Below are 14,877 nucleotides of genomic sequence, written 5' to 3'. Positions count from 1 at the left end.
CGTGAGGGTTCGCCCTTTTTGCCATTGCGCCGCAGCGATTACAGCTTGGCTTGCAGCAGTGCTTCGAGTTTTTCCTGGTCACGGGCAAACTGACGGATGCCTTCGGCGAGTTTCTCGGTGGCCATGGCGTCCTCGTTGGACAACCAGCGGAATTGCGCCTCGTTGAGGCTCAGACGCGCTTCGCCGGCGTGGCCCGGAGCGAGTTTGCGCTCCAGCTTGCCGGTGTCTGCCGCCAGCTTGTCGATCAGGTCGGGGCTGATGGTCAGGCGGTCGCAACCGGCCAGTTGCTCGATCTGGTTGAGGTTGCGGAAGCTCGCGCCCATGACCACGGTCTTGTAGTCATTGGCCTTGTAGTAGTTGTAGATGCGCGTCACGGACTGCACGCCCGGATCGTCGGCACCGGTGTAGTCGTTGCCGTTGGCCTTCTTGTACCAGTCGTAGATGCGGCCCACGAACGGCGAAATCAGGAACACCCCGGCATCGGCGCAGGCCGCGGCCTGGGCGAAGGAGAACAGCAGGGTCAGGTTGGTCTGGATGCCTTCCTTTTCCAGGACCTCGGCGGCGCGGATGCCTTCCCAGGTCGAGGCGATCTTGATCAGCACGCGGTCACGGCCGATGCCGGCCTTGTCGTACAGTTCGATCAGGCGGTGCGCGCGCTTGAGCACGGCATCCTTGTCGAACGACAGGCGCGCATCCACTTCGGTGGAAATGCGCCCCGGAATCACTTTGAGGATTTCCCCGCCGACGGCGACGCCAAAGCGGTCGCTGGCCAGGCCGACATCGCCCTTGCAGTCGCTGACGCAGGCGTTCAGCAGCTCGGCGTAGGCAGGAATGGCGGCGGCCTTGAGCAGCAGGGAAGGGTTGGTGGTGGCGTCGACCGGTTTGACCCGGGAAATCGCTTCGAAGTCGCCGGTGTCGGCAACGACGGTGGTGAACTGTTTGAGTTGTTCCAGCTTGGAAGTCATGGGCGTGCTCTGTCCTATGGGTCTGGTGACATTACCCGAGCGCTGACGGCCACTCAAGGGCATCCGCGCGTATCGATCGCCCCGTGGGCAACAACCTGGAAACGGCTGTTTGAAAGGCGGGGCGCGGTATCGATGAATACGATGCCAAAACCGCGCACAGGTTCAAAGCAACTGACCGCCAGCGCCCCGTCACACCCCGGCTATTGTCCGTTCAGCTGGGCTTCGGCGGCCATTTTCGCCGGTTTCGGTTGTCCGGCCGAGGTCAGCAGGCCGAAGTTTTTCTCGCGATCGTTGCTGCCGGTGTCGCTGTTCTTCCATTCGTAGATCGACGTCAGCGGGATACCGAGCCGTTTCACATCGGCAATGAACGCACCGACTTTGCTAGCCTGGCCCTCATCGCCACCGTTGGAGCCGAGCGCGGAGACGCCCCATTCGCTGATGACCCCCGGCAGGTGGAAGTTCTGCTGTATGAACGCCTGGGCGTTGCTGATCTGCGTGGCCGTCATGCCATACGGGTGATAGGACACCGCATTCAGGCACTTGGGGTACTCGCTGACGATGCGGTTCAGCGCCACCGTCGACGCCGAGCCCGCGCTCGGCGGCCGGGCGAAGCCAAAGCCGATGACCGGCGTGGTGCCGGGCTTGCTCTGCAGCGTCTGGCACACACCACTCATGAATGGCACGAATGTGGTGTCGAAACTGCCCGTCGGCCAGTAGGTCGGCAGGTCCGGTTCATTCCACAGTTCGATCGCCACCAACTGAGTGCGGTAAGTCTGCTCCAGCGTGCTCAGCGCATTGGCGAAGGTGCTGCCGGCCGTCGTCAGTTCGGCGGTATTACCGGGCGCGGCGGGCAATGGCTTGATGGCGCGCACGGTGAGCAGCACCGGCAGGCCGGCCGACCGCGCCGCCGCAAACGCTTCGCTGACCTGCTTCTGATAGGCCGCCGCGCTGAGGCTGTCACTCCATACTCCGAAGCGCACAAAACTGAATCCGGCGGCTTTGATGTAGCCGGCATCGGCGGCGGAAAAATTCTGGATCTTGACCTGCACGCCGATGGTCTTGGCGGGCAGGTTAGGGAACAGCTCACTGGCGTGAACCTGGCTGGCCGCACCGAGTAGCAACAGGGTCAGGGCGGTCAGCCGTTTGCAATGTGTCGGTTTCATGTCTGCTCTCCCGATGAGAAATGACATTGACGTTATTTATCGCATTACTTGAAGTTCGATAAATAACAGGGCGCGAAGTGCGCGAATGTTATTTTTTGTCAGGAAACGCAGCATCGAAAATCACAGTTATTTTTAGTCCGCTAAATCAGGTTGGGGGACTTTAAGTGCTGTGGTACTTAATACGCTGGTATTAACAGGGTGAATCTATTTCTGAGTGCAGGAAAGTCTTGCGGGTTCATATGAATTCGCCTGGCATGTTGGCGGTTTGATATTACACAGGAAAGTAACCTTGTTCAGAAAGATCCTTGTCGTCTGCGTCGGCAATATATGCCGCAGTCCAACGGCAGAACTTCTGCTGCGCAGTGCGCTGGCGCCTACACCGATCTCGGTGACCTCCGCCGGCCTCGCGGCACGGGTCGGGGAAGCCATGGAACCGTCGGCGCGCGCGGTTCTCGAGTCCCACGGGCACAACGCCGAAGCGTTCAAGGCGCGTCAGCTGACGGCAGACATCGTCAATGATTCCGACCTGATTCTGGTCATGGAAAAACAACACGTAAATCAAGTGCTGAAGATTGCCGCACATGCCCGCGGCAAAGTCTTTCTGCTCGGCAAGTGGCAGAGCGAGCGCGAAATACAAGATCCCTATCGTCAAGGCAAGGCGGCTTTTATTCATGCCCATGCATTGATTGAAGATGCTGTCAGCTCATGGGCACAACGTCTTCGACGTTGATGAATATTCTTCAGATCAGTGAATGGTAAGAACAGACTTATGCAGTTACCGTCAGTAATCGGCACCCGTGACAACGATCAGGATTCCATTGATCTTCTCGGCATCTTCGGCAGTCTGATTGACCAGAAGTGGTTGATCGGTGCGTTCACCGGCGCCTTCATGGCCGCCGGTGTGGCCTACGCGGTGTTGGCGACGCCGGTGTACCTGGCGAACGCGCTGGTGCAGGTCGAACCGAAGAAGAACGACATGCTCGGTTTTTCCGACTTGAGCAGCATGCTCGGCGGCCAATCGCCGTCGGTGACCGAAATCGGCATCCTCAAGTCCCGCGCGGTGATCGGCAAAACCGTCGACGATCTGCGTCTGGACATCGAAGTCACCCCCAACACTTTCCCGCTGATCGGCAATTTCCTCGCCCGGCGTTATCGCGGCGACAGCGAATTCAGCGTGGCACCGCCGCGGTTCGGCCTCGACAGCTATGCCTGGGGCGGCCAGCGCCTGGAGATCAGCCGGCTCAATCTGCCCAAGGATTTGCTCGGCAAGAAACTCACGCTGATTGCCGGCGACGAGCAGCGCTTCCAGTTGCTCGATGATAACGACAACCTGCTGGTCGAAGGCGTGGCCGGCAGCGCATTCGCCCAGGACGGGGTCGAGGGCTTGATTGCCCGGTTGCAGGCCAACCCCGGCACCCGGTTCCAGGTGGTGCGCAATCCCCGCATCGTGGCCATCCAGGACTACCAGGATGCGCTGGATATTTCCGAGCAGGGCAAGGAATCCGGGATTATCCGCCTCGCGCTGGCCAGCAGTGACGCGGCGCAGGCGGTGAAGATTCTCAACCGTATCGCCGGCCTGTACGTGCAGCAGAATGTCCAGCGCACGTCGGCGGAAGCGGCGCAGAGCCTGGCGTTCCTGCAAGGTCAGCTGCCGCAGGTCAAGCGCGACCTGGCCAAGGCCAGCGAAGCGCTCAACGCCTACCAGACCCGCGGCAAGACCGTGAACATTTCCCTCGAGACGCAATCGGTGCTGGGCCAGATTGTCAGCCTGGATACGCGCATCTCCGAGCTGAAAATGCAACAGGCCGAACTTGATCGCAAGTTCACCAAGCAACATCCGGCGTATCGCGCACTGATGTCGCAGATTGCCGAATTGACCCAGCAACAGAAATCCCTGGAGGGCAGGGTCGGTGATCTGCCGGCCACGCAGCAGGAACTGTTGAACCTGACCCGCGACGTCGAAGTGGCCTCGCAGATCTACACCCAGTTGCTGAACAAGTCCCAGGAACTGGACATTGTCCGGGCGGGGGCGGTGGGCAACGTGCGCTTGCTCGATACCGCGGATGTCGATCTGTCCAGTCCGGTCAAACCGAAAAAAGCCCTGATCGTTTTGATCGCGACGTTCCTCGGGGCGTTCGTCGGCGTCGCGCTGGTGTTGCTGCGCAAGTCCTTGAGCCGCGGTCTGGAAGGGCCGGAAGCCATCGAACAGCTGGGGCTGCCGGTGTACGCGTCGATTCCCTACAGCGCCCTGCAACAGGAAGAGGACAGCAAGAAAGTGCGGGTCAAGGCAGGCACCGATCAAGCCGCCTACCTGCTGGCGCTGCGCAACCCGACCGACCTGTCCATCGAGTCGATTCGCAGCCTGCGCACCTGCCTGCATTTCGCCGGGCTCGACTCGACCAACAACCGCATCATGATTTCCGGGCCGAGCCCGCAGGTCGGCAAGACGTTCGTCTCTTCCAACCTCGCCGCCGTAATGGCGCAGAGCGGCCAGCGCGTGGTGCTGATCGATGCCGACATGCGCAAGGGCCACTTGCACAAGACCCTCAATACGCCGGTGACCAATGGCCTGTCGGATCTGCTGGTCAAGCGCTGCAGCCTGGAGCAGGCGGTGCATCAGGTCGAAGTGGAGAACCTGCACTTCATCAGCCGTGGCCAGGTGCCGCCCAATCCTTCCGAGCTGCTGATGCACGCCAACTTCCGCGAACTGCTGGCGCAACTCAGCGAACGCTACGACGTGGTGATCATCGACACGCCGCCGCTGCTGGCCGTAACCGATGCGGCGATTGTCGGGCGGGAAGCGGGGATCAGCCTGATCGTCACGCGTTTCGCGGTGAACCCGGCCAAGGAAATCGAACTGACCATTCGCCGCTTCGCGCAGAACGGCATCGAGCTCAAGGGCGCGGTGTTCAACGGCGTCGAGAAACGCGCGGCCAGTTACTACGGCAACGGTGGCTACGGCTATTACAACTACGAATACGCGTCGGACAAATCCTGAGTGTCAGCGATGGTCCTTACAGGCATGGAAGTGGGTGGTTTGTGAAAAAAATACTGCACGTGGCGGAAACCATCAAAGGTGGCGTGGCCACCGTTATCCGGACGATTTCGGCTGCGCCGCCAGAGGCGCACGCCAACTATGAGCTGGTGTATCTGGTGCCGCTCGACCAGAAGCAGGAACTGCACGGCATCGATGAACGGCAGATCCGCACGTTCGTCAGGACCCGCCGCGACGTGCGTTCGCTGCTGCGTTTCGCCTGGCAACTGGCGCGGCTGATCTTCAAAGAGAAACCCGATGTGGTGCACCTGCACAGCACGTTTTCCGGGGTGATCGGGCGCTGCGTGTGTGTGCTGCTGCGACCGTGGCGCAAGCCGAAAATCGTCTACTGCCCGCATGCGTTTTCGTTCCTGATGGAAAGCTCGCCGATCAAGCAGAAGCTCTACGCGCAGATCGAGCGGCTGTTGCAGAAGGTCACCGACGTGATCATTTGCGTCAGCCAGTACGAGCTGGACAAAGCCGCGCGGTTTGGTATCGAGCGCAAGCGCATGCACCTGATCTACAACGGCATCCCGCACAAGGACGAGCCGCTCAAGCGCAGCGATCCGGCACCGATTCATCTGCTTTTCGTCGGCCGTCTCGATTACCAGAAAGGCTTCGATGTGTTGCTCAAGGCTTTTGCCAAGGTGCCGCGCACGGACTTGAAACTGACGGTGGTCGGCAGTGCGGTCAATGAGGACTCGGTCGAGTGTCCGCCGCTGGATTCGGTCGAGTACCTGCCCTGGGTGACGCCCAGCGAAGTGCAGGCGCTCTATCAGCAAGCCGACGCGCTGATTGTCCCGAGTCGCTGGGAAGGCTTCGCGATGGTGCCGCTGGAGGGCATGGCCATGGGCTTGCCGGTGATCGCCAGCGATTGCACGTCGCTGCCCGAACTGGTCAGCCATGGCGTGTCCGGTTACATCTTCCCGGCCGGCGACCACCAGGCGCTGGCCGATGTGCTGGTGAAACTGCAGAAGCCGCGCTTGCTGCTGCTGGGCAACGAAGGCCGGCGCATCGTCCGCGAACGCTTCGACTCGGCGTTGATGATCCGCCAGACCTACGACGTGTATTGCGCACCCACCTATTAAGTAGAACTGATTTTATGAACGTAACGATCCTGCATGGCTACAGCGCTTCCAACTCCGGTGACGGCCTTCTTGTCGATCTGGCCATTGCCCTGGTACAGCGCAATTTCGGCGACGACACCTCGATCAGCGTCGTCGCCTCCGATCCGCAGTCTTTCAGTTATCTGCCGCACCCGCGCTTCGACGCGCCAGTGATGGCGGCCAAGGGACTGGGGCGGGTCAGGCAAGCGGTGTTTCTCAATCAGTCCTACGCGGGGCTCGCCGATCTGTTGAAGAAAACCGACCTGATCGTCGGTGTCGGCGGCGGCTACATGCGTTCCAAGAGTGCCTTCGAACACATCAAGTTGAAGCTCGGCCACGCCAAGCAACTGGAAACCGCGATCCTCAGCAAGGTGCCTTCGGTGTACCTGCCGCAGAGCATCGGCCCGTTCCACGGCGAGAGCCGCAGGATTGTCGAGCACTACGCCAGCGCCGATGCGGTGTTCGTGCGCGACAATCGGTCCTCGGCCCTGTTCGATGCCTGTGACAATGTCTACCGCGCGCCGGATCTGGCGGTGCAGTCGTTGGCGAGCAAGATCCTCCAGCAACCGAAGTTCACCCGCTGCGCCGCCTCGCCGGCCACCGTGTGCGTGGTGCTGCGCAAGCCGCCGGAGTGGAGCAAGGAAAAGAAAGTCGCCTACGTCGCCAACCTGAAGCAGCTGCTGCAACGCCTGAAGGACAAGAGCAAAGTGGTCTGCGCGGTGCAGAGCGCGGTGCGCGGCAACGACGACGGGGCGTTCTATCGCGAACTGGGCATCAGCGAAGACTTGCTCTCGTTGAAGGCGACGATTGCCAAATATCAGCCGGACCTGGTGATTTCGGTGCGCCTGCACGGCGCCATCGAATCGCTGCTGTCCGGCGTGCCGGCGTACCACATCAGCTATGAGCGCAAAGGCTTTGGCGCCTATCAGGACATGGGCGTGGAGGACTGGGTGATCAATGGTGGCGATATCAATGTCGACACCATCATCGATACGGTCTACGCGCCGAATGCGCTGTCGAATTTCGGCAAGCGCCTGACCGACACTTGTCGCGAAATCGAAGCCAAGACAGTGATGATGGACGAGATCATCAAAGGCGTCGTTCGATGATTTTCCGCCTGCTGCTGCGTGGCGGAGCGTTGGGCGCGAAGTTCCTGCTGGTGCTGGCGATCACCCATTTCCTCGGTTACGAGGCACTGGGTTTTTATGGCGTGGTGGTCGCGGCGTCGCTGATTGCCTCGAAGTTCTACAGCGTCGGTTTCAGTTCCGAGATCAATCGGCTGATCAGCGTTGGCGGCAGTTCGCGGCGGGTGGTCGATAAGGTGCTGCTGCTTTACCTGGGGGTGGGCCTGCTGCTGTCGCTGGCAACGGTGGGGATTTACTCACTGTTCCAGCAGGTCGCGGCGAGCGCCGTGCTGATCCTCTGCGTGACGCTGGTGCTGCTCAGCGAACACCTGTCGTTCGAAATCAATTCCTTCGTGTTTTCCGCGCAGAAAGCCACGGCGGGTGCCTTGCTGTTTTTCCTCAAGACCGGCCTCTGGGCATTGCTGGCGGTGGCCGGGATGCTGCTCGGCTGGGTAGCGGACATCGCCAGTGTGTTGTGGCTGTGGGTGATCGCCAACCTGCTGGTGATCGGCGCCGGTTACCTGATCGTGGTGAACGTGCACAAGGGGCGAACCAGCCAGGCACTGGCCACGGCCACGGTGTGGAAGGCCGGCTTGCCGTTCTACTTCGGGACCGGGTTGATCGCGCTGAGTCAGTACGCCGAGCGCTTTCTGATTGCCGACCTCGAACCCTACGCCAACCTCGGTCAGTACGTGTACGCCTGGTCGGCGGCAAACACCCTGCAAGCGCTGTCATACGCGGTGGTGGCGGTGGTGGGCATTCCGCTGCTGGCCAAGCAGTTTCAGGCCGACCAGCAAGCGTTCACGCTCCGCCAGCTGTTCATCAACAAGTGGGTGATGCGCTCGCTGCTGGTGTCGGCGGTGGTGGCGGTGTTGATCTATGGGTTCTTCAATGTCGTGCTCGATTACGTCGCCATCGGCGTGCCGCGTCCGGATAACGCGATTCTCGGCGTGCTGATCGTTTCCTTCGCTCTGCGGGGCATCGGCGACATCGTCTGGGGTGGGTTGATCGCCTCGAAAAACAGTCGGGTGTCGCTGGCCAGTGCCGCTCTCTGCCTGCTGGTTTCGGTGCCGGTCAGCTATGCGCTGATCGTGCATTATTCGATCCTCGGCGCGGCCTGGGGCAATGTCTTCGCGATCGTCGTGCAGCTGGCGGTGATTGCCGTGCTGACCCGCGCGACCCGGACGAAAAAGGCCGTCGTGTCATGGGCCTGAAGCTGCCGTGCATCGAGTTTCGCGGGCGCAGACTCGATTCGTACCTGTCGTTCCTGATCCTGTTCACCGGGCTGTTTCTGTCGGTGGCCATGCCACTGCTGGTGCCGCGCGATCCCGGCCCGGATGCCATGACCCTGTGGTCGTCGTATGCGCGAGCCGACAACTGCAATTTCTGGAACCCGTTCTCGCCGGATCGCTCGTCCTACGAGTGTTCGGCGTTCCTGCTGCGGCCCACCGGTATCAACCTGACCAATGCCTGGGCCTATGGCATGTTCTGCAACTTCTTTCTCACGGCGATTCCGGTGGTAGTGTTCCGCCGTATGCCCCTGACGATTTTCGGCACGCTGTGCCTGTGGGGCATCGTACGTTCGTTCTTCCTGGAAAACCTGACCAAGGAAATCATCGTCTCGGTGGCGGTGCTGAGCATTCTGCTCAGCTCGTTGTCGCGCAGATATCGCGGCGGATTTTTCCTCTCGGCGGTGATCTACGGCGTGCTGATCCGGCCTTACTGGATTCTGTTTTCGCTGTCGTGGGTCGGGGTCTGCGTGATGAAGAAGTACGTCTCGCGCGTGACGTTCTTCCTGATGCTGTTCCTGTTCTACCTGGCAGTCGCCATGGCGATCCAGCTGGCGCTGGGGTTTCCGGTGTCGTCGATTCGCGCCAGCAACAACGAACTGCGCACGGCGGGCGAGGAGGGGTCGAAGTCGCTGATCGTCTCGTGGCTCAGCGGCAGTGACTTCGTCTCGCAGGCGCTGGACTCGATGATCATTTTCTTCCGGCTGTCGTTCCCGGTGGAGCTGATCCTGCTGTCGGGGCCGGGCCAGGTGATTTTCGTGGCGTTGATGATCATGACCGCGCTGCTGCTGTTCAAAGTCATCACCTCCACCGATTACAAGGGCGCGCCGATCCAGACCAAGCCCAAGGAACTGATCGCGATTCCGCTGGCGTTCCTGCTGGTGCAAGGCCTGTTCGAGCCGGATTTCGGCTCCTTCGCCCGGCACTTTTCCATGGTGGTGCCGGTGTTGTTTGTCGGGCTCGGATTGATGTTGCGGGCGCACAAACCGGTGTTGGTTGAATCACGAGTCCTGAGCTGAGGCTGGCGCAAAATGTCGAGCAAGAAAAAGTCCCTGGAGATCGAAACCCTGCGCGGCCTGGCGTGCCTGCTGCTGGTGCTCTATCACGTCATCGGGCCGCTGGGCGGCGGGTTGAAGCTCGATATCGGCTCGCCGTTTCGCGTGCTCGCCGATTCGATGGTGTACGTGCGCATGCCGCTGTTCACCTTTATCTCGGGCTACATCTATGCGATCTACAAAATTCGCGGCAACGACTTTTCCGCATTCTTCAGTGGCAAGGTGCGACGGCTGATCGTGCCGCTGTTTTGCGTCGGTGTGCCGTTCTCGCTGTTGCAGGCGGTGGGGCCCGGGGTGAACAAGGACGTCGGCGTGATCGATGCCTTGTTGTCGTTCTGGGTGCCGGTCAACCACTTCTGGTTCCTGCAGGCGGTGTTCATCATTTTCGTGTTCGTCGGCCTGCTGGAATGGCGCGGGTTGCTGCGCTCGATGACGCGTTTGTATGTACTGTTCGCGTTCGCTGCGGCGGTGTTTCTGTTGCCGCCGCTCAAGCTCGATGCGTTCGGCATCAATGGTGCGATTTACCTGCTGCCGTTTTTTGTGGCGGGGATGATCGGCCAGGAACATGTCGCGGCGTTGAAGCAACGCTTCAAGGTGATCGGGCCGTTGGTGTTTGTGCTGATCACGCTGACGCTGCTGTACGTGGCGGCGATTGACCGCGAGTTGATTGTCGACCGTCGCAGCCTGATCGGTCTGACTGTCGGCTGCGTGTCCTGCATCGCCTTGCTGTCGAGTGACATGCGCGCGAAGTGGCTGACCTTGCTGGGCGGCTACTCTTACGCGATCTTTCTGTTCCATGTGCTGTTCGCGGCGACTTCGCGGTTCGTCATGGGACGGCTGGGGGTAAAGGACGAAAGCATGCTGGTACTCAGCGGCGTGCTGTTCGGCTTGTTGGGGCCGGTGCTGCTGTCGATGATTTTCAGTCGCTTCACGGTCACTTCGGTGCTGTTTCTGGGGGAGCGTGCGGCGCAGAAGAAACCGCTGGCGAGCGTTACTCCAGTGGTGCCGGCCAGTAACTGAAAAGCTTCGCGGGCAAGCCCGCTCCCACAGGGATTGTGTGAGTTGCCGAGATCCAATGTGGGAGCGGGCTTGCCCGCGAAGGGGCCATTCCAGACTGAAGGAAACAATGCATGTTGGCAGTGGATGACGCGCAGCCTGTCGCCGCGTCGGTGGTTGAAGTGGGCGATGCCCGCGAGCGTTTTGCGCAGTGGCGCGAAGGCAAGGCTGGCCAGGTCCTGTCGGTCTCGGTGATCGGTGACAGCTACAGCGCCGGGCAGGATTTCTATCTGAACAAACTGGTACAGCGCGTGGCCGGGGAGGTCGGGTTTGCCGGTCCCGGTTATGTCGGCTTCAACCACGGTGCGGCGCTGGGTGGCACGCATTTCAAATACACCCGCAGCAGCGAAAAGTATTTCGCCGGTGGCTGGCAGGTGTCCGGCCTCGGGCAGGCCAGCCCGGACAGCCGCACCGTCACCGGCCGGCCCGGCGCCTGGCTGCAAATCGATGCCAGTGCAACGGCAGCCATCGACACCCGCGTGACCCAGGCCAAACTGCTTTACCTGGGCACCGGCGACGCCAGTGAGCTGCGCTACCGCTGGACGCCTGCGCAAGCCTGGAAACCGTTGCCACTGCAAGGTGCGGGCGTGCAGGAAATCGCCCTCAACGGTTTCGCGGCAACGCCAGACTGGTCGCTCGAGCTGCAAGTGATGAAGGGCGCACCGACGTTGTTCGGCCTCTGGATGAGCAACGATCAGCACGGTGTGCGGGTATCGAAACTGGCAGCAGCGGGCGCTGCATCGGCGGACTTTTATCACCCGGATCGACACTGGCAGGCCCAGTGGAAAGCCGCCGTGGCGAAGATCCCCGCCGACGTTTACCTGATCATGCTCGGTGGCAACGATCAGGGCTTCGGCGTGCAGCCCGGGCAGTATCTGCAGAACATTCAGGGCCTGGTGGCGATGATCCGCGAGATTCAACCGGCGGCGAGCATCAACCTGATTCTGCGTCAGGACACCACGCGTTCCAGCGCCTATCCGATGTCGGCGTATGCACAGGTCTTGCAGCCTTGGGCACGTGAACAGCAGCTGGGGTGGGTCAATCTGCAATGCGCGTTCGGGCCGGACGTCAAAGGCTATGCGGCGGCGATGATTGGGCCGGACAAGATTCATCCGCAGCCGGCGACGGGCGGAAAGGTGATTGCCGATTACTTCTACCGGTGGATGGTCAGTGGCATCAATGCCGACAGTTGCGACATCGCAAAACCGCTGTAGGGGCAGCCCTTGGGCAGCTCCTACAGCGTGAGTATCTTATTGGAATTGATCGATCTGGCTCAGCAGCTCTTTGAGCTTGTGCGGCATCAGCTGGGTATCGCACCGTGTCTCGACATTGATGATGATCGCCGGCTCGCTGCAGCACAGGCGGACGCGGAAGCGCCAGTCGCTGAAGATCACTTTCAGGCCATCACGGTCGTCGATTTCCAGCGCCTGTTCGGCGTAGCGCGATTTCAGCTGGGCGAGCAGGGGATAGGGATCCGCCAGCGTCCGGCGAATGTCGCCGGACGCCGGAAACATGCCGATGCGCTCCACCAGCAAAATGCTGCCCAACCAAGACTCGTTGGCGCTGGGCAACGGTTGATGGTCTGACAACCAGCTGACCACGCCGAGGTTACCCACCGGCGGTTCGATCTCTGCGGCCTGTTGTGCCCTGTTCATGCTTGCCTCCTGAAAAAAGAAGTGGGCGCGCAGCCGTCTCAGCGGCCGTTGAGGTAGACGTTTTCGTAGCAGAAGTTCGATGCTTGGAGATAACCCTCGGCATCGCCGCAGTCGAAGCGCAGGCCCTTGAACTTGTACGCCAGCACGCCGCCGTTCTGCGCCTGTTTCATCAGCGCATCGGTGATCTGGATCTCGCCGCCCTTGCCGGGCTGGGTATCGGCGATCAGATCGAAAATGTCCGGGGTGAGGATGTAGCGGCCGATGATCGCCAGGTTCGACGGGGCGTCCTGCGGGCTGGGTTTTTCCACCATGTGGGAGACCCGGTAGAGGTCGTCGGCCATCTGCTCGCCGGCGATCACGCCGTACTTGTGGGTCTGGTCGCGCGGGACTTCCTGGATGGCGACGATCGAGCAACGGTACTTCTTGTAGAGCTGGATCATCTGCGTGAGCACGCCGTCACCCTCTAGGTTCAGGCACAGGTCATCGGCCAGCACCACGGCGAAGGGTTCGTCGCCGATCAGTGGTTGACCGCTGAGAATCGCGTGACCGAGGCCTTTCATTTCCACCTGACGGGTGTAGGAGAAGGTGCAGGTGTCGATCAGCTCGCGAGTGCCGGCGAGAAATTTTTCCTTCTCGGTGCCGCGAATCTGGTGCTCGAGTTCGTAACTGATGTCGAAATGGTCTTCCAGTGCGCGTTTGCCGCGCCCGGTGACCAGGGCCATGTGGCGCAGGCCGGCGTCCCGTGCTTCTTCCACGGCGTACTCGATCAACGGCTTGTTGACGATCGGCAGCATTTCCTTGGGCATGGCTTTGGTGGCCGGCAAGAAACGCGTGCCGTAGCCGGCAGCGGGGAACAAACATTTACGAATCATAAAAGTATCCTGGACAGTCATGGAACGCAGGCCGCCGAAGTCATGCACTAATGGCAGTCTGCAAGTTTCAATGATTATTGAAGGTGTACTTTAATACCTGAGTCGGGTTGTTAATGGCAATTAGCGTGGAGGGTAAAACCTGACAATGTTAAGAGATGTCGGTTATAGCGTTATTAGTTATTTTTAGTCGGTATCCGTTGATAGTGACAAGTGCACTTGGGGTGCTAATAAGTACCGGCAATACAGTTTGGCTGGCAAAAATATTTATTGCCAGTGGTTGAACTGATTTTGTTCAAGGCTGTTGTCCTCCTTATTGTGTGGTGCGCCACAGATTGAATGTAAGGGGCTTGACAGGCTACTTGTCACTTATCCAATGACGGACCGCGCTATGAAGATTCTGGTAACCGGTGGTGCCGGCTATATCGGCTCGCACACCACACTTGCGCTGCTTGAAGCAGGTTATGAAGTTGTTGTCCTGGATAATCTTTGCAACAGCAGCGATGCGGCACTGCACGCGGTAGAAGCCATTTGCGGCAAAAGTGCGCGGATGATTCGCGGCGATGTCTGTGACAGGGCCTTGCTCGACCGCATCTTCCGCGAGCAGCGCATTGACGCCGTCCTGCATTTTGCCGGCCTCAAGGCCGTCGGCGAGAGCGTACGCAAGCCGCTGGATTACTACGAAAACAACGTCGGCGGCAGCATCACGCTGTGTCAGGCGATGGCGGCGGCCGGGGTGTTCCGGCTGGTGTTCAGCTCGTCGGCCACGGTGTACGGCGAGCCTGAGCAGATGCCGATCCGCGAGGATTTCCCCACCGGCATTCCGACCAACCCTTATGGTCAATCCAAGCTGATCGTCGAGAATGTGCTGCGCGACCTGAGCCAGGCCGAGCCGCGCTGGCGCATCGCCCTGCTGCGTTACTTCAACCCGATCGGCGCCCATCACAGCGGGCACATGGGCGAAGACCCCAACGGCATTCCCAACAACCTGCTGCCTTACATCAGCCAGGTCGCGGTGGGCAGCCTGCCGGAACTGTCGATCTTCGGTGACGACTACCCGACGATCGACGGCACCGGCGTGCGCGATTACATCCACGTCGTGGACCTCGCCGATGGCCATCTCAAAGCCTTGCAATCGATTGCCGAGCGGCCGGGCATTCACACCTGGAACCTCGGCACCGGCGACGGCTACAGCGTGATGCAAGTGCTGCAGGCTTTCGAGCAGGCCAGCGGGCGAGCCGTGCCGTACCGGGTGATGCCGCGGCGCAGCGGGGACATCGCCGAGAGCTGGGCCGACGCCTCCAAGGCCGCAAAAGAACTCGGCTGGAAAGCCACGCGCAGTTTGCAGGACATGGTCACCGATACCTGGCGCTGGCAATCGAACCATCCGCGCGGTTATCTCCAATGATGTCGTTCTAATACTGAATGTTAGTTTCGGTCAGGTGTTAGATATCGTCGGGAAAATACGCTGGAAATGCCTTTTGCAAGTCCGTAGATATGAACCCGCCGTTCGACTTTTATCAGTTGGGTAAGACTGTGAAAGTACGACGGATCTTGTTCG

At 60.4% G+C, this 14,877-nt stretch carries 13 protein-coding genes; 9 read left to right on the top strand and 4 right to left on the bottom strand.

The window, feature by feature from the left end; genetic code table 11:
* Positions 1 to 38 precede the first annotated feature (38 nt).
* Positions 39 to 965, bottom strand: a complete 927-nt coding sequence (tal, locus tag QRN70_RS14480; protein ID WP_285418686.1) for a transaldolase — start codon at positions 963 to 965, stop codon at positions 39 to 41.
* Positions 966 to 1,165: 200 nt separating this feature from the next.
* Positions 1,166 to 2,128, bottom strand: a complete 963-nt coding sequence (locus tag QRN70_RS14475) for a glycoside hydrolase family 5 protein (RefSeq protein WP_285418685.1) — start codon at positions 2,126 to 2,128, stop codon at positions 1,166 to 1,168.
* A gap of 289 nt (positions 2,129 to 2,417) precedes the next feature.
* Here QRN70_RS14475 and QRN70_RS14470 point away from each other — a divergent pair, with 289 nt between their 5' ends.
* The 8 genes from QRN70_RS14470 (at position 2,418) to QRN70_RS14435 (ending at position 12,006) form a co-directional block, all read left to right on the top strand.
* A complete protein-coding gene (locus tag QRN70_RS14470) occupies positions 2,418 to 2,858 on the top strand; it encodes a low molecular weight protein-tyrosine-phosphatase (RefSeq protein WP_285418684.1) in 441 nt (146 codons plus the stop codon).
* A 39-nt stretch (positions 2,859 to 2,897) separates the two neighbouring features.
* Positions 2,898 to 5,126, top strand: a complete 2,229-nt coding sequence (locus tag QRN70_RS14465) for a polysaccharide biosynthesis tyrosine autokinase (protein ID WP_285418683.1) — start codon at positions 2,898 to 2,900, stop codon at positions 5,124 to 5,126.
* Positions 5,127 to 5,167: 41 nt separating this feature from the next.
* A complete protein-coding gene (locus tag QRN70_RS14460) occupies positions 5,168 to 6,250 on the top strand; it encodes a glycosyltransferase family 4 protein (RefSeq protein WP_285418682.1) in 1,083 nt (360 codons plus the stop codon).
* 14 nt (positions 6,251 to 6,264) lie between these two features.
* Positions 6,265 to 7,377 (top strand): polysaccharide pyruvyl transferase family protein, encoded by a 1,113-nt coding sequence (locus QRN70_RS14455; protein WP_285418681.1) that lies wholly within the window; start codon positions 6,265 to 6,267, stop codon positions 7,375 to 7,377.
* On the top strand, positions 7,374 to 8,606 hold the full coding sequence (locus QRN70_RS14450) for an MATE family efflux transporter (protein WP_285418680.1): 1,233 nt from the start codon (positions 7,374 to 7,376) through the stop codon (positions 8,604 to 8,606). Before QRN70_RS14455 ends, QRN70_RS14450 begins: the two co-directional genes overlap by 4 nt.
* On the top strand, positions 8,597 to 9,700 hold the full coding sequence (locus QRN70_RS14445) for a hypothetical protein (RefSeq protein ID WP_285418679.1): 1,104 nt from the start codon (positions 8,597 to 8,599) through the stop codon (positions 9,698 to 9,700). Before QRN70_RS14450 ends, QRN70_RS14445 begins: the two co-directional genes overlap by 10 nt.
* 12 nt (positions 9,701 to 9,712) lie before the next feature.
* Positions 9,713 to 10,756, top strand: coding sequence for an acyltransferase family protein (locus tag QRN70_RS14440; RefSeq protein ID WP_285418678.1), 1,044 nt, complete (start codon positions 9,713 to 9,715; stop codon positions 10,754 to 10,756).
* 110 nt (positions 10,757 to 10,866) lie between these two features.
* Positions 10,867 to 12,006 (top strand): SGNH/GDSL hydrolase family protein, encoded by a 1,140-nt coding sequence (locus QRN70_RS14435; RefSeq protein WP_285418677.1) that lies wholly within the window; start codon positions 10,867 to 10,869, stop codon positions 12,004 to 12,006.
* 36 nt (positions 12,007 to 12,042) lie between these two features.
* Here QRN70_RS14435 and QRN70_RS14430 read toward each other — a convergent pair whose 3' ends face one another.
* Complete coding sequence (locus QRN70_RS14430; protein ID WP_285418676.1) at positions 12,043 to 12,447, bottom strand: phosphohexomutase domain-containing protein; 405 nt, start codon at positions 12,445 to 12,447, stop codon at positions 12,043 to 12,045.
* 38 nt (positions 12,448 to 12,485) lie between these two features.
* Positions 12,486 to 13,319 (bottom strand): UTP--glucose-1-phosphate uridylyltransferase GalU, encoded by an 834-nt coding sequence (gene galU, locus QRN70_RS14425; RefSeq protein ID WP_285418675.1) that lies wholly within the window; start codon positions 13,317 to 13,319, stop codon positions 12,486 to 12,488.
* 388 nt (positions 13,320 to 13,707) lie between these two features.
* Between galU and galE the strand changes: the two genes are divergently transcribed.
* On the top strand, positions 13,708 to 14,724 hold the full coding sequence (gene galE, locus QRN70_RS14420) for a UDP-glucose 4-epimerase GalE (RefSeq protein WP_285418674.1): 1,017 nt from the start codon (positions 13,708 to 13,710) through the stop codon (positions 14,722 to 14,724).
* The last annotated feature ends 153 nt before the right edge of the window (positions 14,725 to 14,877 follow it).

It is taken from the genome of Pseudomonas sp. efr-133-TYG-5 (assembly GCF_030209175.1).
Classification (GTDB): domain Bacteria; phylum Pseudomonadota; class Gammaproteobacteria; order Pseudomonadales; family Pseudomonadaceae; genus Aquipseudomonas.
The sequence above is the reverse complement of the archived record's forward strand: the minus strand, read 5'-3'. Positions and strand labels throughout refer to the sequence as shown.